Origin of the sequence: Stenotrophomonas sp. DR822, assembly GCF_019793815.1 — a bacterium.
Lineage (GTDB): Bacteria > Pseudomonadota > Gammaproteobacteria > Xanthomonadales > Xanthomonadaceae > Stenotrophomonas > Stenotrophomonas indicatrix.
This window is the reverse complement of sequence record NZ_CP081826.1, coordinates 3,730,136-3,751,952: the sequence shown is the minus strand read 5'-3', so window position 1 is coordinate 3,751,952 and position 21,817 is coordinate 3,730,136. Positions and strand designations below refer to the sequence as shown.

Sequence of the window (21,817 nt, the reverse complement as noted above, 5' to 3'; positions counted from 1 at the left end):
CACCTACTCCCGCATGGGGATGTCGCCATGAAACCGCAGTCCCTGGCCAGCCTGGCCGTGATCCTTGGCACCTTTACCGCGCTCGCCCTGCCCTCCGCCCCTGCCGCCGCGCAGGACGGGGTGGTCCGCTGCGAGAGCCAGAACAACCGCGAACGCGTCTGCAACACCGGCTGGCGCGATGCCCGGCTGGTCCGCCAGCTGTCCGGCTCGGCCTGCGTGGAAGGCCGAACCTGGGGCACCCGCAATGGCAGCATCTGGGTCAACAACGGCTGCCGCGCCGAATTCACCCAGGGCCGAGGCGGCTGGGGTGGCGGCAACGGCGGCGGTTGGGGTGGTGGCAACGGCAACGGCAACAGCGGCACCGTGCGCTGCGAAAGCCAGGACAACCGCGAACGCAGCTGCCCGGTGGGCTGGCGCAACGCACGCGTGGTCCGGCAGATCTCCGGCACGCAGTGCGTGGAAGGCCAGAACTGGGGCGTGCGCAACGGCGCGATCTGGGTCAACCGCGGCTGCCGCGCCGAGTTCGCCGAGGCCCGCGGTGGCTGGGGCGGCGGCAATGGCGGCGGCTGGGGTGGTGGCAACAGCAACTACACCGTGACCTGCAGCAGCAACAACAACCGCCAGCAGAGCTGTAACTGGGACGAGCGCCAGGGCCGGCCTGTGCTGCAGCAGCAGCTGTCCGGCAGCGCCTGCCAGGAAGGCCGGACCTGGGGCTACTCGCGCGGCAACGTGTGGGTCAGCAACGGCTGCCGGGCGCGCTTCGGCACGCGTTGAGGGGTAGCGCCGGGCCATGCCCGGCGAGGCAGCGGCAGGGTCTCCGCTTGAAAGCCGCCGGGCATTGCCCGGCGCTACCGGGCTGTCCGCGGCAGCATGCCAGGGGGCCGATCAGGGTGCCGGCGCCGCTGCATCACCCCAGGGCGCCGGCGGCAGCGCGACCGGCTTGCTCAGATCGAACTCGACCCGGAAACGGCGCCCTTCCGGTCGCGTCAGCTCATAGACGAAACGCTGGTCCGGCTCGATCTCCATCGCCCAGGTGTTGTGGGTTGAAGCCAGCATGTCGGCGCGGCGGAACATCGCCACCGACTCGCCATCGGCGGGAAACTGCTGGCGTTCGGCGGTGCCCGGCGGCTTGCTGTCGCCGCCGTACAGGGTGATCGCATCGGGGCTGCCGTCGGCGTGGCGATGGTCGTGCTTCAGGCGCACGCCGTGCTCGGTACGGGTCAATACCCAGGTGCGCGAATGGTCATCGCCGACGTGGAACGGAATGCGCAGCTCATGACCCGGGTCGGCGCAGCCCCGCACGTGCATCACCAGCTTCTGCCCGGCGAAGGGGTCGTTGCCGGTGGGCGCCGGTGTGTCTTCCACCACCCTGCCCTCGTAGGCCTGGCCACAGTGGGCCGCAATGGCGGCCATGAAGGCGTCGGCCGGCGCGGTCGACAGATCGTGGTTGACCGTATGCGATGGCTGCGAGCAGGCGGCGAGGCCGAGCAGAGCGATGGCGGAAGCAACAGCGGCGATCGGTTTCATGCCCCAACCCTAACGGCCACGGCCGATGCGCGCAAACCGCACTCCCTGGATCCACCTCAGCGTTCGGCTGCAGGGGCGACGGCAACCACGTCCGTCGCCGCCACCGGAGCATCTTCGCCCTGCCCTGCCGGCTCCTGCTCGACCGGGTCGACATCGAACGGCGTGCGGAACACCAGCGAGGGCAGCAGCGTGGTCAATGCGGCGTACAGCAGCAACGCGCCGAACAGCACCGCCGGAATCTGGAAGCGATCGCGCATGATCGCGGCCAGCACCAGGGTAAAGATCAACGTCGGTGCCAGCGCCAGCGACACACGCAGGCTGCTGCGGAAGCTCTCGCCGAACATCACCCGGCGCTGCAGCCAGACCACCGCGATGCGCAGCGGCAGCACCACCAGGGTGATGACAATGCCCAGCCCCAGTGCCTCCCAGCTCAGCGCTTCGCTGGGCACCTTGGTGCCGGCGTTGAAGAAGTAGAACGGCACGAAAAACGAGGCGAACAGGCGCAGCGCATGCAGGTTTTCGTGCGAGGCCAGAAGCGGCATGCGCTGGTGCAGCAGGCGCGCGACCAGGCCGGCGATGAAAGCGCCGACCAGGTAATACACGCCCAGCAGGTAGGTGATGTACGCCGCCACCATGCCCACCATCACCAGCAGTGAGAATTCCGAGCCCGGCGCATGCGGCGCGACCCAGCGACCGAGCGCGATGAACAGCAGCGGCAGGCCGACCATCATCGCCAGCAGGGCCAGGCTGGACAGCGCCATGTGCCCGGGGTCGCCAGCCTGCAGCACGATGAACAACGCCGCCAGGGCCAGCAGTTCACCGGCGATGGCCTTGCTGGTGACCCAGAACCGCTCGTCCTCGCTCAGCCCCAGCCGCGACAGCGAATCCATGATGAAACCGGTGGAGGGGGTCAGCAGCGCAAGCGCCAGCAGCCCGGCCGCCTGCCATGGCAGGCCGGCGTAACGCCAGGCCAGCCAGCCGACGCCGAACAGGGTCGCACTGCGGATCAGCAGGTGCGCCAGCAGCGGCCACATGCCGCGCCGCAGGGCCTGCAGGTCAACTTCCAGGCCAGCGAACAGGAACAGTGAGGAGATGCCCAGCGTGGCCAGCAGTGCGATGACCGCGTCGTGCGCCTGGTCGCCCAGCCAGAGCATGCCGATGATGCCGAACAGCAGGCAGGTCAGCGGCGCCGGCAGGCTGAACCGCTGCAACGCGCGCGGGATGACCAGCAGCGCGAAGATCAGCAGCAGGTAGACCAGTTCATGGCTCATCGGGGGACTTCCGTGTGGATCGAACGCGCGCAGGATGCGGGTTCGCGCACCGTGGGGCAAGCCGCCGATGAAGCACCCGTTGCCTCAGCCGATCATCTGGTCGGCGATCCGGCCCACCTGGGCCAGCACGGCCCCTCGCTGTTCCTCGTCCACCGAAGCACCCTGCAGATAAGCAGTGATCACCCAGGGCGTGCCGCCCGCACGCGGCCACAGCACGGCAATATCGTTGCGGGTGTCCTCGCCGTTGCTGCCGGTCTTGTCACCCACGCGCCAGCGCGTGCCCAGCCCTGCCCGCAGGCAGGCGTCGCCGGTCTGGTTGTCGATCAGCCAGTCGGCGAACTGCTGGCGCGATGCGGCGGAGATGCCATCGCCCACGGCAAACAGGGCCAGGCTGGCAGCCATTGCCGCCGGACTGGTGGTATCGCGCGGATCGCCTGCGGCAAAGCGGTTCATGTCAGGCTCGTAGCGGTCGTTGCGGGTCACGCGGTCGCCGTGGTCGCGCAGGAAAGCGGTCAGTGCCGCCGGCCCGCCGGTCACCCCCAGCAGCAGGTTGGCTGCGGTGTTGTCGCTGGTGGTCAGGGTGCCGCGGCACAGGTCGCGCACGCTCAGGTCCTTGCCGACGTGGCGGCGGGCGACCGGGGCGTAGGACAGCAGATCCTTCTCGGCGACCGCCACGCGGGTGTCCAGCGAGACACGGCCAGCGTCTGCAAGGCTCAGCACATGGGCCACCAGCATCGACTTGAAGGTGCTGCACATCGGGAAGCGCTCGCCCTGGCGATGCCCGCCGATGCGGCGGCCGGTGCGGGAGTCGAGCACCGTCACCCCCAGTCGGCCGCCGCTGGCCTTTTCCAGCTCGGCGAAATCGGCGGCTCCGGCAATGGCCGCGTGCGTGGCCGGCGTAACGGCCGCAGGCGTGGTGCTCCGTGCCAGTGCAGGCGCGAGCAGGGAGGATGCGAGGGCGGCACCAGTGAACTGCAGGAATCGACGGCGAGCGTACATGGATGGACTCCGGTAAACGTGCCCCGATTATTGGGAGGGATGACGCGGGGCCACCAGCGGGAATTTTCAGGGACAGGCATGAGATTAATTGATGCCTATCGAAAGGAAGATCACGCCACGCCGGGATTTCGATCTGTCAAACTGGAATCAGCCATCACCCCACCTCACACCTTCCCATGCTGCATCCCACCCTGCCGCTGAACGCCCTGCGCGCCTTCGAGGCCGCCGCCCGGCACCAGAACTTCACCCGCGCGGCGCTGGAGCTGTGCGTCAGCCAGGCAGCACTGAGCCACCAGATACGCGGACTGGAGGACCGGCTGGGTATCCGCCTGTTCCATCGCCTGCCCCGCGGCGTGGCGTTGACCGAGGAAGGCACAGCCCTGTACCCGGTGCTCAATGAGTCCTTCGAGCGCATTTCAGCCAGCATCGCCCGCTACACCGGTGGCCCGGCGCGGGAAGTACTGACGATAGGCGTGGTCGGCACCTTCGCCACCGGCTGGCTGCTGCCGCGCTTGGCCGCCTTCGACGCGGCCCACCCGGATATCGAGCTGCGGCTGCAGACCCACAACAACCGCATCGATCTGGCCGGTGAAGGCCTGGACCTGGCGATCCGTTTCGGCGATGGCGACTGGCAGGGACAGGCCTGCACGGCAATCCTGGACGCGCCGTTCGCGCCCTTGTGTGCGCCGGCCCTGGCGCGGAGGCTGAAGCATCCGCGCGATCTGGCGGCCCTGCCGCTGCTGCGTTCGTATCGCAGCGACGAATGGCCACGCTGGCTGCAGATGGCCGGGGTCAACGGTGTGGAAGCGCGAGGACCGGTGTTCGATTCGTCATTGACGCTGGCCGTTGCCGCCGCCGGTGGCGCAGGCGTTGCCCTGCTGCCATTGCGCATGTTCGAAGCGGACCTGGCCGAGGGCCGGCTGCTGCAGCCGTTTGCCACCACGCTGGAGCTGGGTCGCTACTGGCTGACCCGTCTGCGCTCACGTGCCGAACGGGAGCCGGCCAAGCGGTTCCGCGAATGGCTGCAGGCGCAGGGATGAAACACGCGCGCCGCGGGTAGCACCGGGCCATGCCCGGCGAGCGCAGCGGTTGGAAGAAGCCGCCGGGCATGGCCCGGCGCTACCGATGGAATCAGGACTCCAACAGTTCCATCCAGGCCGCTTCGGCCTTTTCCAGCTGCGCGGCGGCCGCTTCGCGGTCGCGGCCGAGCACGGCCATGCGCGTGGCATCGGCATAGTTGCTCGAGTCGGCAAGCTGCCGGTCCAGTTCGGCCAGCACCCCTTCCAGCTCGGCGACCTTGGCTTCGGCGCTGGCCAGCTTGTGCGGGTTGACCGGCTTCTTCTGCACCACCTGCGCGACCGGTGCGGTCTTGACCACCACCGGCTCTTCCACCTGTTCCATGCGTGCCTTGGTGCCCTGCGCCTGTGGGCGCGTGCGCAGCCATGCCGCGTAGGCGTCGAGGTCACCATCGAACGGCTCGACCACGCCGTCGGCCACCCGCCAGAACGTGTCGCAGACCAGGCCGATCAGATGGCGATCATGCGAGACCATCACGATCGCGCCGTCGAAATCGGCCAGGGCTTCGGCCAGGGCTTCGCGCATTTCCAGGTCAAGGTGGTTGGTCGGTTCGTCCAGCAGCAGCACGTTCGGCTGCTGCCAGGCGATCAACGCCAGCGCCAGGCGTGCACGCTCGCCACCGGAGAAACCATCCACCGGTTCAAAGGCACGGTCGCCCGGGAAGTTCCACTTGCCGAGGAAGTCGCGGAACGATTGGTTCGGTGCATCCGGGGCCAGCTCGCGGAAGTGTTCCATCGGCGACTGGCCTTCATGCAGCGACTCGACCGTGTGCTGGGCGAAGTAGCCGATGCGCAGGTCCGGGTGCGCGGCGCGCTCACCGGCAATCGGTGCCAGCTCGCCCACCAGGGTCTTCACCAACGTTGTTTTACCCGCGCCGTTGGGGCCCAGCAGGCCGATGCGCTGGCCCGCTTCCAGGCCGAAGCCCACGTTGTGCAGGATCACCGAGTCACTGCCGTAACCGGCCTCGACATGGTTCAGGCGGATCAGCGAGAACGGCAGCTTGGCCGGCGGTGCGAACTCGATGCGGAATTCGCGCTCGGCGCGCACCGCCTCGGTACCGGCCAGCTTGGCCAGTCGCTTCATCCGGCTCTGTGCCTGCGCGGCCTTGCTGGCCTGGGCCTTGAAGCGGTCGATGAAGCTCTGCAGGTGGGCGCGCTCGGCCTGTTCCTTCTCATGCGCGATCTGCTGCTGGCGCAGCTGTTCGGCACGCTGGCGCTCGAAGTCGGTGTAACCACCCGGGTACAGCTTGGCGCCGCCACCGTGCAGGTGCAGGGTGTGGGTGGCCACGTTGTCGAGGAACTCGCGGTCGTGCGAGATCAGCAGCAAGGTGCCCGGGTACTTCAGCAGCCACTGTTCCAGCCAGTACACCGCGTCCAGATCCAGGTGGTTGGTCGGTTCGTCCAGCAGCAGCAGGTCGCTGGGCATCATCAGCGCGCGGGCCAGGTTCAGGCGCACGCGCCAGCCGCCGGAGAACGAGGACACCGCGCGGTGGTGCGTTTCGGCCGGGAAGCCCAGGCCGTGCAGCAGCTTGCCGGCACGCGCTTCGGCGTCGTAGGCGTTCAGCTCGGCCATGCGCGTATGCGCCTCGGCCACCGCTTCCCAGTCTTCGCGGGCGGTGGCGTCGGCCTCGGCGGCCAGCACCGCGGCCACCTCGATGTCACCGCCCAGCACGAAGCTCAGCGCCGGGTCCGGCAGGGACGGGGTTTCCTGGGCAACACTGGCGATGCGGATCTTGCCCGGCAGGTCGACGTCACCCTTGTCGGCCTCCAGTTCGCCCTTCACCGCCGCGAACAGGCTGGACTTGCCAGCACCATTGCGGCCGACCACGCCTACCCGGTAACCGGCATGCAGGGTCAGGTCGACATTGGACAACAGCAGCCGCTCGCCGCGGCGCAAGGCGAAATTACGAAGCGAAATCATGGGGGGCGTCCATATAACCGAATGGAATGTGCTGGTAAGCACTGTTCCTGCGACGCAATTCTAACGTTAACGAATACTTGACGCGCCCGGGGATGCGCGACGGCCGACGTTCCTCTCTCCCACGTCCTGTCCGCGCGCCTCCCGGGCCCCTCCCCCTGTCAGGGCCTGTCGCAGCTAAATGGTTGCTGCTGCAACGTTTTTTCTGTGGGTCGGCATTTGACAGGCACTGAATATCCCGTTAATTCCTGTATTGCGCACCGCAACAACCGTCGTCCGCCTCACCCCCGTGATGTCGATTCCGGTGCCATCCCGCCAACCGGAGCCCCCTCCCGATGACCCGCAAGACCAGCCTGATCGCCGCCGCCGTCGCTGTCGCACTCGGTGGCTCTCCGTTCGTTGCCGCCGCCCAGCAGGCCGGCAGCGCCGCCAACACCCTCGATACGGTGATCGTCACCGGCACCCGCGTGGCCGACCGCACGGTCGCCGAATCGCAGTCACCGATCGACATCATCACCCCCGAGATCCTGCAGTCCACCGGTACCGGCGAACTGGCCACCGCGCTGTCGCGCGCGCTGCCATCGCTGAACTTCCCGCGCCCGGCACTGACCGACGGCACCAGTGGCGTGCGCCCTGCACAGCTGCGCGGCCTGTCGCCGGACCAGGTGCTGGTGCTGGTCAACGGCAAGCGCCGCCACACCTCGGCGATGATCAACGTCAACGGCAGCATCGGCCGTGGTTCGTCGGCCGTGGACATCAACGCGATTCCGATCGCCGCCATCGAGCGCGTCGAGGTGCTGCGTGACGGCGCCTCGGCACAGTACGGTTCGGATGCCATCGCCGGCGTCATCAACATCGTGCTCAAGGGCAGCGGCAGCGGTGGCAGCCTGGCCGTCGACTACGGCCAGTATTCGGCCGGCGACGGCAACAAGTACCAACTGTCCGGCGATACCGGCGTGGAATTCGGCAACGGCCGTGGCCGCGTGCACGTGGCCGGCCAGATCAGCCAGCAGGACGAGAGCGACCGCGCCGGCCCCTATCGCGGCACCACGCCGAACACCGGCAACTTCCCCAGCGTCGGCCAGACCACCTTCATCGTCGGCGACCCGCGCGTGGACGCCACTGCGGCCTCGGCCAACGCCAGCTTCGATTTCAGCGACCACGTCACCGGTTACGCCAGCGCATTGCTCAGCAACCGCGACATCACCTCGTTCGCGTTCTACCGTTCGCGCAACCACAGCGGGCAGACCGCGCTGCTGGCGCAGACCTACCCGGACGGCTTCGTGCCGCAGATCAACCAGTATTCCAAGGACCGCTCGCTGGTGGCCGGGGTCAAAGGCAACACCGACAGCGGCTGGACCTGGGACCTGAGCCTGAACCACGGCGAGAACACCCTGGACTTCCACACCCGCAACAGCATCAACTACAGCCTGGGTGCGACCAGCCCGCGCTCGTTCTACGACGGCACGCTGAAGTACCAGCAGGACATCTTCAACGCCGATCTGACCAAGTCGCTGGACTGGGGCCTGGCCTATCCGGTCACGCTGTCCTTCGGCGGTGAGTATCGCCGCGAGAAGTGGGACCAGAACCCTGGCGAACTGAACTCCTACACCGGCAGCGGTGCGCAGGGTTTTGCCGGCTTCACTCCCACCAACGAAGTGCATACCGACCGCCACAACTACGCGGTCTATGCGGGCCTGGAAGCGGACCTGACCGAGAAGTTCTCCGCCGGCATCACCGGCCGTTACGAGGACTACTCGGACTTCGGTGACCGTTTCTCCGGCAAGCTGTCGGCGCGCTATGCGTTCACCGACAAGGTAGCGCTGCGTGCCACCGCCTCCAGCGGTTTCCGCGCACCGTCACTGGCCCAGCAGGGCTACCAGGCGGTCACCAGCCAGTTCCTCAACGGCGTGTTCGTCGAGCGTGGCACCTTCCCGACCACCAGCCTGGCCGCACAGGCACTGGGCGCGTCGCCGCTGAAGGCCGAGACCTCCACGTCCTACAGCCTGGGCCTGGTGCTGCAGCCGGTGGATCGCCTTTACGTCACCGTCGACGCCTACCAGATCGACATCGATGACCGCATCGCGCTGTCCTCCAGCATCACCACCAATGCGGCCAGCAGCGCGCTGCTGGCCACGCTAGGCCTGCCGCAGGTAACCGCGTTCTCGTACTTCACCAACGGCCTGGACACCCGCACCCGCGGCGTGGACGTCGTGTCCAGCTACACCGTGCCGTTCAGCGCCAGCAGCCTGGAACTGACCGCGGCCTACAGCTACAACGACACCGAAGTGCAGCGCGTGGGTGGCACGCCGGCGGTGTTCGGCACGCTGGGCCTGGCCCAGTCGCTGATCGGCCGCGATGAGATCGGCCGCATCGAAGACAGCTACCCGCACGACAAGACCATCCTCAGCGGCACCTGGCGCTCGGACCACTGGGAACTGGGCCTGGCGGCGACCCGCTACGGCAAGTTCACGGTGCGCAATTCGGCCACCGCCGCGCGTGACCAGACCTACGGCGACAAGTGGGTGCTGGATGCTTCGGCCAGCTACAAGCCGAGTGCGAACTGGACGCTGACGGTGGGCGCCGACAACCTGCTGGACGAGTACCCGGACCGCACCGAAGACCTGCAGAACTCGACCTTCGGCATGCTGCCGTACAGCAACTACTCGCCGTTCGGCTTCAATGGCGCGTATGTGTACGGGCGGATCAAGTACAACTGGTAAGCGGTAACGGGCGCGCCGGGCCCTGCCCGGCGGGTTCATCCGGGGTCAGATCCCTTTTCCTGATGGAAAAGGGATCTGACCCTATTTGTTCCAAAGGTTTGCCGCATTTGGCTCATTAGGTGAAAATCGGGGCATTCCCCCGATTTCTGCGAGAGCCGATGCACCATGACACCGACCTGATCAACATCGTTGCCGTTGGTCTCGGGCTCGCCTTCATCTTCGGCGCGCTGGCCAACAAGCTCCGCTTGTCTCCTCTGGTCGGTTACCTGGTTGCTGGCATCTGCGTCGGTCCGTTCACGCCGGGCTTCGTCGCCGACCAGGCCTTGGCCAACCAGCTGGCCGAGCTGGGCGTGATGCTGCTGATGTTCGGCGTCGGCCTGCACTTCTCGCTGAAGGACCTGATGGCGGTCAAGGCCATCGCCATTCCCGGTGCCATCGGCCAGATCCTGGTCGCTACCCTGCTCGGCTGGGGCCTGGCGGCATTGATGGGCTGGCCGGTCATCCACGGCGTGGTGTTCGGTTTCGCGCTGGCCACGGCCAGTACCGTAGTGCTGCTGCGCGCGATGGAAGAGCGCCGCCTGCTGGAAACCCAGCGCGGCAAGATCGCGGTCGGTTGGCTGATCGTCGAGGACCTGGCCTGCGTGCTGGCACTGGTGATGATGCCGGTGATGGCCGGTGTGTTCGGGCCCGACGCGGCCAATGAACACCACACCCTCGGCAGCGTGCTGGCCAGCATCGGCTGGACCTTCGTGCAGCTGGGCCTGTTCGTGGCAGTGATGCTGGTGGTCGGCCGCCGGGTCATTCCGTGGATCCTGGAGCGCATCGCCGGTACCGGCTCGCGCGAACTGTTCACCCTGTCGGTGCTGGCGATCGCGCTGGGCGTGGCGTTCGGCTCGGCGATGCTGTTCGGTGTGTCCTTCGCGCTGGGCGCGTTCTTCGCCGGCATGCTGCTCAATGAATCGGAACTCAGCCACAAGGCGGCCAGCGATTCCCTGCCGCTGCGCGACGCGTTCGCGGTGCTGTTCTTCGTCTCGGTGGGCATGCTGTTCAATCCCGGCATCCTGATCGAGCACCCGTGGCAGGTGCTGGCGACCGCCGGCATCATCATGTTCGGCAAATCGGCGGCGGCGTTCTTCATCGTGCGCGCGTTCGGCCATCCCACCGGCACCGCGTTGACGATCTCGGCCAGCCTGGCGCAGATCGGCGAGTTCGCCTTCATCATCGCCGGCCTCGGCGTGACCCTGAAGATCCTGCCGCCCACCGGCCAGGCGCTGGTGCTGGCCGGCGCGCTGATCTCGATCATGCTCAACCCGCTGGTGTTCGGCCTGCTCGACCGCTGGCTGCTCAAGCACCAGGAAACCACGCCCACGGCGGTGGAGACCGAACTGCCACCGGGGCCGTCGCTGGACCTGCACGACCATGCCATCGTCATCGGCTATGGCCGCGTCGGCAGCGCGTTGGCGCAGGTGCTGCGCGACCGTGGCGTGCCGGTGATGATCATCGACGACAACAAGGAACACGTGGCCGAGGCGCACGCTGCTGGCCTGCCCGGCATCCGCGGCAGCGCCGCCTCGGACAAGGTGCTGGCCGAAGCCCATCCCGAGCGCGCGAAAATCGCGGTGCTGGCGATCCCACAGCCGCTGGAAGCCGGCGAAACCCTGGCCAAGCTGCGTGCGATCAACCCCAACCTGACGCTGCTGGCGCGCGCGCACAGCGATGCCGAAGTGAAGCACCTGCTTGAACACGGTGCCGACGGCACGGTGATGGCCGAGCGCGAGCTGGCCTACTCGCTGGCGGAAATGGTGATGGCCACCCCGCCGTACCGCAGTCTTGGGCAGCACAGCATTCCGGTGGTGTGAGGGGTGTGCAGCAGGGCTGCGCCCTGCACCCGCCGAAACAACGGCAACGGCAAAAGCTGGCATTCCGTGGGATGGCGGGGTGGGTCCGGTTGCGGGGGACGCTGCAAGTACGTCCATGTAAGCTCGGTCGCCGCATCCATGCGGCTCACGCCCCCGCAACCGGACCCACCCCGCCTTCGACAGGTTCCCACTGCTGGTGGTGGATGAACGATTTGGCAGGTGTCGAGCTTGGTCGACAGTAGATCCACGCCATGCGTGGATGCTTTTCGATGCACTGTCGGACTATTGGATTCCGATGGGGATTTATCCACGCATGGCGTGGGGTTGGCTGCGCCCAAAGAAATCCCCGGCCGACCCGCATCGGCCGGGGATGATATCGCCACGCCCTTGGAGAGCGCCTCTACCGTAACGCTTTCCTGCGGTGGTGGTGATCGCCTCTGGCGATGACGACCAAGCCAGCAGGTATCAGCCTGCCAGCGGCAGGCAGACGTCGGCGCGCAACTGGTGGGCAGGCACCTGTTCGGGATCATCCAGGAAGTGGAAATACAGGGGCGCTTCGGCAAGCGCGTGCCCACTGTCCGGCCACCAGTCGCGCAGCAGCGCATCCCCCACGGCCTGCAGCTGCTCATAAGGGCCGACATGGTGGGCGACCGCATGCGGACCGATGCCGAGGGCCTGCCGCCGCAGCGGCGACGAAAGTTGCGGCAGCGCGGTGGCAAATCCCATCCCGCAGTCGAAGCGGTGCGCCTGCGCGGGTACGTCCCGGTGGTCATTGATGGCGATGCCTACCAGGTGCAGCAGATCGTCGGCCAGCCCTTGCGCCTGCGCCCATTCGTACAGGCGGCCGAAGCTGGCATCGAGATCACCGAAGGCCCCCTGCGCGCGCAGCAGCACGACCTCGAACGGCTGCAGCGCGCGTACTTCCACCTTCAGCGGGGCGGCGGTCACCGCGTCTACGTCGGCAGGTGGTTGTGCCAAGACCTGCTGCCACTGCTGCCGCAGTGCTGCATCGGCGCGCAGGGCGCGCGGGGTGGTATCCAGGCGCTGCCTGCAGCGCCGCGCAAGGGCCTGCGCACTCTCATAGCCGGCGGCCAGCGCGGCGTCGGTGACGCTTGCATCGGGCTGCTGCAGCGCCTGCAGGGCGTTGAGCAGGCGCAGCCGGTCCAGCGTCTGTCCCGGGCTTTCGCCGGTCAGTGCCCGGTACAGGCGCTGGAAGTGGTAGGGCGACTGATGGGCGACAGTCGCCAGTGCCGTTACGTCCGGCAGTGCCTGCTGCTCACGCAGGCAGCCCTGCAGATGGTCGATGACCCGTTCGATTCCCTGCGCCTGGCGCAGGCCTGCAAGCCGCTTCATGACCATCTCCGCTGAGGACATGGCTGCGATCGTGCCTGATCCTTTGGCGGGGTGCGTGACCGATCCTGCGCGATTGCCCGCCCTCAGGCCTTGGCGAGCGCCTGTTCCAGATCCGCGCGCAGATCGCCGATGTTCTCGATGCCGATCGACAGGCGCACGGTGTCCTCGCTGACCCCGGCCCTGGCCAGTTCGGCCGCATCCAGCTGGCGATGGGTGGTCGAGGCCGGATGGGTGGCCAGTGACTTCGCATCGCCCAGGTTCACCAGCCGGGTGAACAGTTTCAGGGCATCGAGGAAGCGGGCGCCGGCAACGCGCCCGCCCGGCAGTCCGAAGGTCAGCACACCGGAGCCATGGCCGCCCAGATAACGCTGCGCTGCCGCGTGTTCGGGGTCATCGGCCAGCCCGGCATAACGCACCCACGCTACCTTCGGATGCGCGCGCAGGTACTGCGCCACGGCCAGCGCGTTGGCATTGATCCGCTCCATGCGCAGCGCCAGGGTCTCGATGCCCTGCAGGATCAGGAAGGCGTTGAACGGTGACAATGCTGCGCCGGTATTGCGCAACGGCACTACCCGCGCACGGCCAATGTAGGCCGCCGCGCCGAGCGCTTCGGTATAGACCACGCCGTGATAGCTCGGATCAGGCTGGTTCAAGCGGGCGAAGCGTTGCGGCTGTGCCGTCCAGTCGAAGCGGCCGGAATCGACGATCGCCCCGCCCAGGCTGGTGCCGTGGCCACCGAGGTACTTGGTCAGCGAGTGCACCACGATGTCGGCGCCATGTTCGAATGGGCGCAGCAGGAATGGCGTGGCCACCGTGTTGTCGACAATCAACGGCACGCCGGCCGCATGCGCGACCTCGGCGATGGCGGCGATGTCGGTGACGTTGCCGCGCGGGTTGCCGATCGATTCGACGAATACCGCCTTGGTGCGTTCATCGATCAGCGCGGCAAACGCCGACGGATCTGCCGGATCGGCGAATCGCGCCTGGATGCCGTACTGCGGCAGCGTGTGCGCCAGCAGGTTGAGGCTGCCACCGTACAGCGCACTGGCAGCGACGATGTTGTCGCCGGCCTCGGCAATGGTCTGGATCGCATAGGTGATCGCGGCCTGCCCGGAAGCCAGTGCCAACGCGCCGATGCCCCCTTCCAGCGCCGCAACGCGCTGCTCCAGCACGTCGGTGGTGGGGTTCATGATGCGCGTATAGATGTTGCCCGGCACCTTCAGGTCGAACAGGTCCGCACCATGCTGGGTGTCATCGAATGCGTAGGCCACGGTCTGGTAGATCGGCACCGCCACCGCGCGGGTGGTCGGGTCGGGGCGATAGCCGCCGTGCACGGCCAGGGTTTCCAGTTGCCACTGCGGATCGCTCATTGCACCAGGCTCCATCCGGGGAAACACCCACCATAGGCCAGCCATCGGCCGCCATTGAGAGCCTCTGGCGATGACGCCAATACCGGTGGTTATCAGGTTGCCCGGGATTCAGGCAGTCGCCATGGGCCGTTGCTAGGCTTCGCCGCCGGGCCCTTCGCCCCGGACAAGGATGCCCTACCGATGCAGCCCTCCCCGTGGCCCCCCGCCGCCGGCAACCCGACCCAGGTGCTGCTGGTCGAAGACGACCGCCGCCTGGCCGAGCTGGTCAGCGACTACCTGAGCGAACATGGATTTGCCGTGCAGCACGTGCCGCGGGGCGACCTGGCCAGCGCGGCCTGCCGCCAGCACGCGCCGGAACTGGTGGTGCTGGACCTGATGCTGCCTGGCCTTGGTGGCATCGACGTGTGCCGGCAGATCCGCAGTTTTTCCGACGTGCCGATCCTGATGCTGACCGCGTGCGAGGACGATATCGAACAGGTGCTGGGCCTGGAGTCCGGCGCCGATGACTATGTCCACAAGCCGATCGAGCCACGCCTGCTGCTGGCGCGCCTGCGTGCGCTGCTGCGCCGTCGCCATGGCAGCGGCCCTGCCGGCGTGCCGTGCAGGCTGATGCATGGCGAACTGCTGATCGATCGCGTGCAGCGCGAGGTTCACCTGCATGGGCAGCCGGTGGAACTGGGCACGACCGAATTCGAGATCCTCTGGCTGCTGGCCAGCCAGCCCGGGCAGATCCTCTCGCGCGACCAGATCCTGCAGGCGGCGCGCGGCATCGGTTTCGATGGCCTGGACCGCAGCGTGGATGTCTGCATCGGCAAGCTGCGCCGCAAGCTGGGCGATGACGCGCGCGAACCGCGCCGGATCAAGACCGTGTGGGGCCGCGGTTACCAGTTCAACCCCTCGGCCTGGTCGGCGTGAAGCGCCTGTTCCTGTGGTTGTGGTTCGTCACCGGCGGCTGCCTGCTGGTGTCGGTGTTCAGCCTCAACCATCTGCTGGACCGCATCTACACGCCCCTGCAGGAACGTGTCTTCGTCGAACAGGTGCGCGGGCAGGTGTATGCGCTGCGCAGCGGACTGGCCGGCCTGGACCGACAGCAGCAACAGCAGCGCCTGCTGCAGTGGCAGCCACATTACGGCATTGCGCTGTCACTGCTGGATGCACCGCCCGTGCTCGATGACCAAGAGCGCAGTGCCCTGCGCGGGGACGGCTTCATCGTCCGTGAGCGCTACCAGCAGGTGCTGCTGCCCATCGAGGCGGCTGGCGGACGCTGGCTGCAGCTGCGCCTTCCCGGCGAAGTGCAGATGACCCTGTACATGACCGCCGCCGCCTACCTGTGCATCCTGCTGCTGGTCGGTGCCTGCCTGTATGCCTGGGTACGCCTGCTGTGGCGCGACCTGGAGGCGCTGCGGGGTCATGCCGATCGCATCGGTGCCGGCGACCTGCAGGCGCGTGCGCAGGTATCGCCACGTTCGCAGATCCGGGTCATCGTGGAGCATTCCAACCGCATGGCCGCGCGCGTGGCCGAACTGGTGCAACGGCAGCGCGATCTTACCCATGCCATTTCCCACGAGCTGCGCACGCCGATCGCACGCCTGGCCTTCGGCCTGGATCTGATGCAGGACAGCAACGACCCGGCGCGGCGGGCACACCTCGCTGCCGGCCTGCATGGTGATCTGGCCGAGCTCAACCGGTTGGTCAGCGAACTGCTGGCCTATGAGCGGCTGGAGCATCCCAACGACGCCGAGCCCATGCAGCGGATCGAGGCGAATGACTGGCTGCAGGCCTGCATGGAAGACGCACGGCGCGATGCCGAGCGCGCGGGCCTGGTGCTGCAGGTCTGGCCCAGTGCGTTGCCGCGCGTGGATGCCGAGCCACGCCTGCTGCAGCTGGCCCTGAGCAACCTGGTCGGCAACGCGATGCGCTATGCGCGCACCCGTGTGGAGGTGTCACTGGTCAGCGCGGCCGGCAAGGCCTGCCTGCGCGTGGACGACGATGGCCCCGGCATTGCCGAAGGCGATCGCGAGAAGGTGTTGCGCCCGTTCACCCGTCTGGATGACAGCCGCAGCCGCGACACCGGCGGCTTTGGTCTTGGCCTGGCCATCGCCGGGCGCATCGCGGTTCGTCACCACGGCGAGCTGCGCGTGGGACGGGCGAGCCTGGGCGGTGCACGCCTGGAAATGCACTGGCCACTGGCTGCCAGCTGAACGCCACGGGCCGCGCTTACAGTTGCTTACAACTCCCGCACAACTGCGGACGGATTGGTCGGTGGCATCCCGCCACGCTGTCGACCCAGCAGCACGCGCCGGATGCGCGCACTGCATTTCCTCCCACTGTAGAGAGTTGCCATGTCCCACCGTCGCCGTTTCCCCACCCTGCTCGGCCTGGCCCTGCTGCCCTTGTTCGCAACGTCCACAGCGCAAGCCAAGGAGGGTCAATGGACCTTCGAGCTTGCCGCCGGTGGCGGCGTTGCCCCGCGCTACAGCGGCAGCGAGGAATTCCAGGCCGCACCGACGCTGTCGTTCGACGTGACTTCGCCGGGCGGCTGGTTTCTGGGTACCAGCGGTGCGGGTTGGGGCACGGCCATCGGCGAGCACACCCGCGTGCGCGCCTACGTCGGCGGCAGCGGCAGCCGACGCGAGAAGAACTCGATCCTCGGCGGCTCGGACTTCCTGCGTGGCATGGGCGATATCGATACCCGGCCCCTGGTCGGCCTGGCGGCTGGCTATACGCTGGGTGAGGCGGTGTTGAGTGGTTCCTGGCAGTACACGCTGAAAGACGACGACAAGGGCGACAACGGCCTTGCCACCCAGCAGATCCACCTGAACCTGGAGATGCCGCTGTTCGATCTGGCCGGTGGCGTGGTCAGCGGCAGCGTCTCCACCGACTACGGCAACCGCGGCTATATGCAGACCTGGTACGGCGTCAGCCCCGACCAGGCCGCTCGCACCGGGTTCGCCCAGCACAGGCCCAAGGCTGGCCTGGTCAGCGCCGGGCTGGGCATGAAATGGAGCCATCGTGCTGGTCGCAACGGCAACTGGTACATCGCCGTGGAAGGCACCCGCCTGCTCGGCGACGCCGCCGACAGCCCGATCGTGCAGAAGGCCAACCAGTTCGGGTTGATGACCGGGTATACGCACCGGTTCTGAGCATGGCCGGCGAGCGCCGGACAGCGACGTTCGCGCTGGCAAAGAAACGGGGCGCTGCGATCATGCAGCGCCCCGTGGCACGCATCAGGCCTTGGCGAACACCAGATGGCCACCGTCGTTGCCCACTTCGATGGTATCGCCGTTGACGAACGCACCGGACAGGATCTTCTGCGCCAGCGGGTTTTCCAGCTGTGCCTGGATCGCACGCTTCAACGGACGCGCGCCGTAGACCGGATCGAAGCCGACGTTGCCGAGCAGATCGAACGCTGCATCGGACACCACCAGCTTCAGGCCACGCTCGGCCAGGCGCTTTTCCAGGCCACGCATCTGGATGCGCGCGATCTGCTTGATCTGCTGCTTGTCCAGCGGATGGAACACCACGATGTCATCCAACCGGTTGATGAACTCCGGACGGAAATGCGCCTGCACCACGCCCATCACCGCCGCCTTCATCTGCGTGTAGGCCTCTGGCGTGTCATCGCCGCTCATGTCCTGGATCTGGTGCGAGCCCAGGTTGGAGGTCATCACGATGACGGTATTGCGGAAGTCCACCGTGCGGCCCTGGCCATCGGTCAGGCGACCATCGTCCAACACCTGCAGCAGGATGTTGAACACATCCGGATGCGCCTTTTCCACCTCGTCCAGCAGGATCAGCGAATACGGGCGACGGCGCACGGCCTCGGTGAGGTAGCCGCCTTCCTCATAGCCCACATAGCCGGGGGGCGCACCGATCAGGCGTGCGACGCTGTGCTTCTCCATGAACTCGCTCATGTCGATGCGGATCATCGCGTCGGCGCTGTCGAACAGGAACTCGGCCAGCGACTTGCACAATTCGGTCTTGCCCACGCCGGTCGGGCCCAGGAACAGGAACGATCCACCCGGTCGATTTGGATCGGACAAGCCAGCGCGCGAACGACGCACCGCGTCGGACACCACCTTGATCGCCTCTTCCTGGCCGACCACGCGGTTGTGCAGCACCTCTTCCATGCGCAGCAGCTTGTCACGCTCGCCTTCGAGCATCTTGTTGACCGGGATGCCGGTCCAGCGCGAGACGACCTCGGCGATCTCCTCGTCGGTGACACGATCCTGCACCAGCTTGAAGTCGTGGTTCTCCACTTCCTGGGCGGCAGCCAGCTGCTTTTCCAGCTGCGGCAGCACGCCATACTGGATCTCGCTCATGCGCGCGAAATCCTGCCGGCGCTGCGCCGACTCCAGCTCAACCTTGGCCTGCTCGACCTGTTCCTTGATCTTGGTCGTGCCCTGCAGCGCGGCCTTCTCCGACTTCCAGACTTCGTTGAGATCGGAGAACTCGCGCTCCAGCGCATCGATATCGTTTTCCAGATCGGCCAGGCGCTGCCGCGAAGCGTCGTCCGTCTCCTTCTTCAGCATCTCGCGCTGGATCTTCAGCTGGATCAGGCGACGCTCCAGGCGGTCCAGTTCCTCCGGCTTGGAATCGATCTCCATGCGCAGCCGTGAAGCAGCCTCGTCCATCAGGTCGATGGCCTTGTCCGGCAGCTGGCGGTCGGTGATGTAGCGGTTGGACAGGGTGGCGGCAGCGACGATGGCCGGGTCGGTGATCTCCACCCCGTGGTGCACTGCGTACTTTTCCTTCAGGCCGCGCAGGATCGCGATGGTGTCCTCCACCGTCGGCTCGCCCACGAACACTTTCTGGAAGCGGCGCTCCAGCGCGGCATCCTTCTCGATGTACTTGCGGTACTCGTCCAGCGTGGTCGCACCGACGCAATGCAGTTCACCGCGCGCCAGTGCCGGCTTGAGCATGTTGCCGGCATCCATCGCACCGTCGGCCTTGCCCGCGCCAACCATGGTGTGCAGCTCGTCGATGAACAGGATGATCTGCCCTTCGCTCTTGGCCAGATCGTTGAGCACGCCCTTCAGGCGCTCTTCGAATTCACCGCGGAACTTCGCACCGGCGATCAGCGCGCCCATGTCCAGCGACAGCACGCGCTTGCCGCGCAGGCCTTCAGGCACTTCGTCATTGATGATGCGCTGGGCCAGGCCTTCGACGATCGCGGTCTTGCCCACGCCGGGTTCGCCGATCAGCACCGGATTGTTCTTGGTGCGACGCTGCAGCACCTGGATGGTGCGGCGGATTTCTTCGTCGCGACCGATCACCGGGTCGAGCTTGCCGCTCTCGGCGCGTGCGGTCAGGTCGATGGTGTATTTCTCCAGCGCCTGCCGCTGCTCTTCGGCGTTCTCCGACTGCACGTTCTCGCCACCACGCAGCTTGTCGATGGCGGTCTGCAGGCGCGCCTTGTCGGCACCGGCAGCGCGCATGGCCATGCCCAGCGTGCCGCCGTCTTCCAGTGCGGCCAGCACGAACCACTCGCTGGCGATGAAGGCATCACCGTTCTGCTGGGCCAGCTTGTCGGTGTGGTTGAGCAGGCGGTTGAGGTCGTTGCCGATCGACAGGTTGCCGGCCTCGCCGGACACCTTCGGCAGCGCTTCAAGCGCCTCGTCCAGGCGCTCGCGCAGCACCGGCACGTTGACGCCGGCCTGGGCCAGCAACGGCCGGGTGCTGCCCCCCTGCTGGTCCAGCAGGGCACTGAACACGTGCACCGGTTCGATGATGCTGTTGTCGCGGCCTACCGCCAGCGACTGCGCGTCTGCCAGCGCCTGCTGGAAACGCGAGGTGAGCTTGTCCATTCGCATTGCGAAACCTCATCGGTCATCTTGGCCGGCCCGCGCCGGCGATGCTGGAAAGATGCGGTTGCCCCACCCGGTTTCAAGGGTGGCTGCGACTGCATTCGAAGGCCAGTCAGCCCGTGGCCAGCATGCCGGAAGCGGTGTTGTCGGCGCGTTGATCCGGATCAGATCCGCACGATGGGAGCTCACCGGGTGATCGTGGCCCGGATCGCCCGTAGCTGCTGCTTGACCGCCCGCACCTGCGCTACGTCCATGCGCAGCAAGGCCTTCTGCCCGATCGAGCGCGACTGCAGGGTGGCATCGGCGAAGCGGTAGCGGCCGCGCTCATCGCGCTGCAGCAGTGGCGCCTGGGCCAGCTCCGGGGTGTCCAGCAGGTGGTCGATCACCGTTACCAGGCGATCATTGAAATACCCGTCAGGACGGCCCAGATCGACGTAGGCCTGCTGGATCAACGGATAGAAGCGCTTGTACGCCTGGCCCGCCGCCGCCGGATCGAGCGCCGTGAAGGCCTGCACATAGGGCGCATAGCGCGTCGCATTGGCCGCAGCGATGCGTTCGCCGCCCTCGCCCGGCTCCACCTGCAGGCTGCCCGGTAGCGGCCTGAAGGCCAACGCGGCAGGCGGCACACTGGCCTTGTCCAGGTTGTCGACCTGGGTGACCAGGCGCTGGATCAGGTGATCGCGCAGCAGGGCACTCAACGCACCCTCGCCCTTGAACAGTTCGCTCACTGCGCTCCAGGCGGCGGCATCGCTGTCGGCCAGGTTCGGCAGCGCAGGGTCGGCGGCGGCCTCCGAATCCAGCGGATGCTTGATCGGAGAGGGCGCGGGTTGCTGCGTAGCAGCGGCCTTCGGTGCGGCGACGGCCGAGGTCGGCGCGGATTGCTCCAGCACCGCTACGCCATCTGCCAGGTGCTGCAACTGGTCGCGGAACAACCACGTGCCCGCGCCGCCCACCACCACCACGCCCAGAACCCAGGGCCAGACCGCTTTTCCACTCTGCATGATGCAGAACCTCGCTTTTCACCTGCATGGACAAGGTGTGACTCCCCTGATTCGGCGGGGTTCCCCACTCATTCCACTGCCGTTGTGGTTCACGCCTGCTTTGCGCGATACGCGCGACCCTGTTGCCCCTGTTGGGTGGAGAAGCCTGCATGCAATACGCGCTGTACTACTGGACCGGCATCCAGGGCCGTGGCGAATTCGTGCGGCTGGCGCTGGAAGATACCGGCGCCGATTACGTGGACATGGCGCGAGTGCACGGCGACGCGGTGATGCAGCCGTTCCTCGATGGCCACAGCGAAGGTGCGCAACCTTTCGCGCCACCGTTCCTGAAGGCGGGGCGACAGGTCATCGCACAGGTCGCGGCCATTCTCGATTTCCTCGGCCCGACGCTGGATCTGGTTCCGCAGGCCGCCTCGCGGCGCATGCAGGCGCTGCAGTTGCAGCTGACCATCGCCGATCTGGTGGCCGAAGTGCACGACACCCACCATCCGATCGCCGCGTCGAAGTACTACGAAGACCAGAAGACCGAGGCCAAGGCGCGCGCGGCAGCGCTGCGCGATGAGCGCCTGCCGAAATTCCTCGGCTACTTCGAGCAGGTGCTGAAGGCCAATGGCGGTCGCCACCCGCTGCGCGAACACTCCTACGTGGACCTGTCGCTGTTCCAGTTGCTGAGCGGGCTGGACTATATGTTTCCACGCCGCATGCAGGCGCTGTGGCCGACGTTGCCACTGCTGCGCGCGCTGAAGGACCGGGTGCAACAACGGCCCGGCATCGCCGCCTATCTCGCTTCGGAGCGGCGGCTGCCCTTCAACACCAACGGCATCTTCCGGCATTACCCGGAACTGGATAGCGGGAAGTAGCGCCCGGGCCAATCCCTGCGGCAGCGCAACCCAACGCCGGGCATGGCCCGGCG

At 67.1% G+C, this 21,817-nt stretch carries 16 protein-coding genes; 8 read left to right on the top strand and 8 right to left on the bottom strand.

Annotated elements, in window-relative coordinates:
• Positions 1–27 precede the first annotated feature (27 nt).
• The gene (locus tag K5K93_RS17055) at positions 28–774 is read left to right on the top strand and encodes a DUF3011 domain-containing protein (protein WP_093818731.1); all 747 of its coding nucleotides are present in this window, start codon (positions 28–30) and stop codon (positions 772–774) included.
• A 111-nt stretch (positions 775–885) separates the two neighbouring features.
• On the opposite strand, the gene K5K93_RS17050 is transcribed toward K5K93_RS17055, so the two are convergent.
• From K5K93_RS17050 to blaL2, 3 genes are all read right to left on the bottom strand, one after another.
• Positions 886–1,527: a hypothetical protein gene (locus tag K5K93_RS17050; protein WP_222388496.1), complete on the bottom strand. Its 642-nt coding sequence runs from the start codon at positions 1,525–1,527 to the stop codon at positions 886–888.
• Between the two features lie 56 nt (positions 1,528–1,583).
• Entirely contained in the window at positions 1,584–2,798 is a 1,215-nt protein-coding gene (locus tag K5K93_RS17045; RefSeq protein WP_093818733.1) for a cation:proton antiporter, read from the bottom strand.
• An 84-nt stretch (positions 2,799–2,882) separates the two neighbouring features.
• On the bottom strand, positions 2,883–3,797 hold the full coding sequence (blaL2, locus tag K5K93_RS17040; protein ID WP_222388495.1) for a L2 family extended-spectrum class A beta-lactamase: 915 nt from the start codon (positions 3,795–3,797) through the stop codon (positions 2,883–2,885).
• Positions 3,798–3,973: 176 nt separating this feature from the next.
• On the opposite strand from blaL2, the gene ampR reads away from it, so the two are divergent.
• Positions 3,974–4,837, top strand: a complete 864-nt coding sequence (ampR, locus tag K5K93_RS17035) for a LysR family transcriptional regulator AmpR (protein ID WP_093818735.1) — start codon at positions 3,974–3,976, stop codon at positions 4,835–4,837.
• Positions 4,838–4,928: 91 nt separating this feature from the next.
• Here ampR and K5K93_RS17030 read toward each other — a convergent pair whose 3' ends face one another.
• The gene (locus K5K93_RS17030; protein ID WP_049463961.1) at positions 4,929–6,794 is read right to left on the bottom strand and encodes an ABC-F family ATP-binding cassette domain-containing protein; all 1,866 of its coding nucleotides are present in this window, start codon (positions 6,792–6,794) and stop codon (positions 4,929–4,931) included.
• Between the two features lie 332 nt (positions 6,795–7,126).
• On the opposite strand from K5K93_RS17030, the gene K5K93_RS17025 reads away from it, so the two are divergent.
• Both K5K93_RS17025 and ybaL read left to right on the top strand, forming a co-directional pair.
• Positions 7,127–9,514: a TonB-dependent receptor gene (locus tag K5K93_RS17025; RefSeq protein ID WP_222388494.1), complete on the top strand. Its 2,388-nt coding sequence runs from the start codon at positions 7,127–7,129 to the stop codon at positions 9,512–9,514.
• A gap of 158 nt (positions 9,515–9,672) precedes the next feature.
• Positions 9,673–11,373, top strand: coding sequence for a YbaL family putative K(+) efflux transporter (gene ybaL / locus K5K93_RS17020; RefSeq protein ID WP_025874691.1), 1,701 nt, complete (start codon positions 9,673–9,675; stop codon positions 11,371–11,373).
• 465 nt (positions 11,374–11,838) lie between these two features.
• Here the strand turns inward: ybaL and K5K93_RS17015 are convergent, their stop codons facing one another.
• Entirely contained in the window at positions 11,839–12,726 is an 888-nt protein-coding gene (locus tag K5K93_RS17015; RefSeq protein WP_222388493.1) for a GyrI-like domain-containing protein, read from the bottom strand.
• An 83-nt stretch (positions 12,727–12,809) separates the two neighbouring features.
• The gene (locus K5K93_RS17010; RefSeq protein WP_222388492.1) at positions 12,810–14,096 is read right to left on the bottom strand and encodes an aminotransferase class V-fold PLP-dependent enzyme; all 1,287 of its coding nucleotides are present in this window, start codon (positions 14,094–14,096) and stop codon (positions 12,810–12,812) included.
• Between the two features lie 180 nt (positions 14,097–14,276).
• Here K5K93_RS17010 and K5K93_RS17005 point away from each other — a divergent pair, with 180 nt between their 5' ends.
• The 3 genes from K5K93_RS17005 to K5K93_RS16995 all read left to right on the top strand — a co-directional run bounded on the left by K5K93_RS17005 (position 14,277) and on the right by K5K93_RS16995 (position 17,239).
• Positions 14,277–15,011, top strand: coding sequence for a response regulator transcription factor (locus tag K5K93_RS17005; protein ID WP_222388491.1), 735 nt, complete (start codon positions 14,277–14,279; stop codon positions 15,009–15,011).
• On the top strand, positions 15,008–16,297 hold the full coding sequence (locus K5K93_RS17000) for an ATP-binding protein (RefSeq protein WP_222388490.1): 1,290 nt from the start codon (positions 15,008–15,010) through the stop codon (positions 16,295–16,297). Before K5K93_RS17005 ends, K5K93_RS17000 begins: the two co-directional genes overlap by 4 nt.
• Positions 16,298–16,438: 141 nt before the next feature.
• Positions 16,439–17,239: a MipA/OmpV family protein gene (locus K5K93_RS16995; RefSeq protein ID WP_222388489.1), complete on the top strand. Its 801-nt coding sequence runs from the start codon at positions 16,439–16,441 to the stop codon at positions 17,237–17,239.
• Positions 17,240–17,323: 84 nt separating this feature from the next.
• Here the strand turns inward: K5K93_RS16995 and clpB are convergent, their stop codons facing one another.
• Together clpB and K5K93_RS16985 are read right to left on the bottom strand one after the other, a co-directional pair.
• Positions 17,324–19,909, bottom strand: coding sequence for an ATP-dependent chaperone ClpB (gene clpB, locus K5K93_RS16990; RefSeq protein WP_222388488.1), 2,586 nt, complete (start codon positions 19,907–19,909; stop codon positions 17,324–17,326).
• Positions 19,910–20,088: 179 nt separating this feature from the next.
• A complete protein-coding gene (locus tag K5K93_RS16985) occupies positions 20,089–20,904 on the bottom strand; it encodes a DUF3014 domain-containing protein (protein ID WP_222388487.1) in 816 nt (271 codons plus the stop codon).
• Between the two features lie 149 nt (positions 20,905–21,053).
• Between K5K93_RS16985 and K5K93_RS16980 the strand changes: the two genes are divergently transcribed.
• Complete coding sequence (locus K5K93_RS16980; protein WP_222388486.1) at positions 21,054–21,764, top strand: glutathione S-transferase; 711 nt, start codon at positions 21,054–21,056, stop codon at positions 21,762–21,764.
• Positions 21,765–21,817 lie beyond the last annotated feature (53 nt).